A 500-nucleotide genomic window follows, 5' to 3' on the forward strand; every position below is an offset into this window, starting at 1 on the left:
TGTCTTGGTCGCGGTGCCTGCCGCTGCGGAGTACGGGGTGACGGAGGTGCCTAGTGCACGCTTGAGTTTGGAGGGACTTGCCGACCGTTCGAGTCCGGCCTCGAAGAGAACTGCTTCGATGGCGTCGGCCAGGGGTTGGCCGCCGGCGCCCTGCTCGACCTCTACCTCTTGCCAGCTTGATTCTCCGGAACCGTCAGCCTTGCAGGCGATTACGGTATCGGACACCACCTCGGCCAGCAGGGTGTCGTCGGCGTCGTTCAGGCGGGTGCGCTCGCGGTCGGTGATGATCAAGGCGATGGGGGTCAGTTCGTTTCCGCGGATGATTGCTCGCACCAGGCTCGACAGTGCCGCCGGCACTTCGGTTCCGTCGTCGGTAGGAAGTTGAATCTCGGTTCGAGCATCCCCTTCGCCGGGGAGTTTCATGTGCCAGCCCGCGTCATCGCCGCCCTCACGCTTGCGCAGCGTTATCTTCTCGGCGAGTAATCGATAGTCGACCGTGT

General features: G+C 63.6%; 1 pseudogene. It reads right to left on the minus strand.

The features are described from left to right. Positions 1 to 500: pseudogene (locus FH08_RS0133940) on the minus strand (CYTH domain-containing protein); the annotation flags it as partial.

Source organism: Caballeronia sordidicola (genome assembly GCF_000729995.1).
Classification (GTDB): domain Bacteria; phylum Pseudomonadota; class Gammaproteobacteria; order Burkholderiales; family Burkholderiaceae; genus Caballeronia; species Caballeronia sordidicola_A.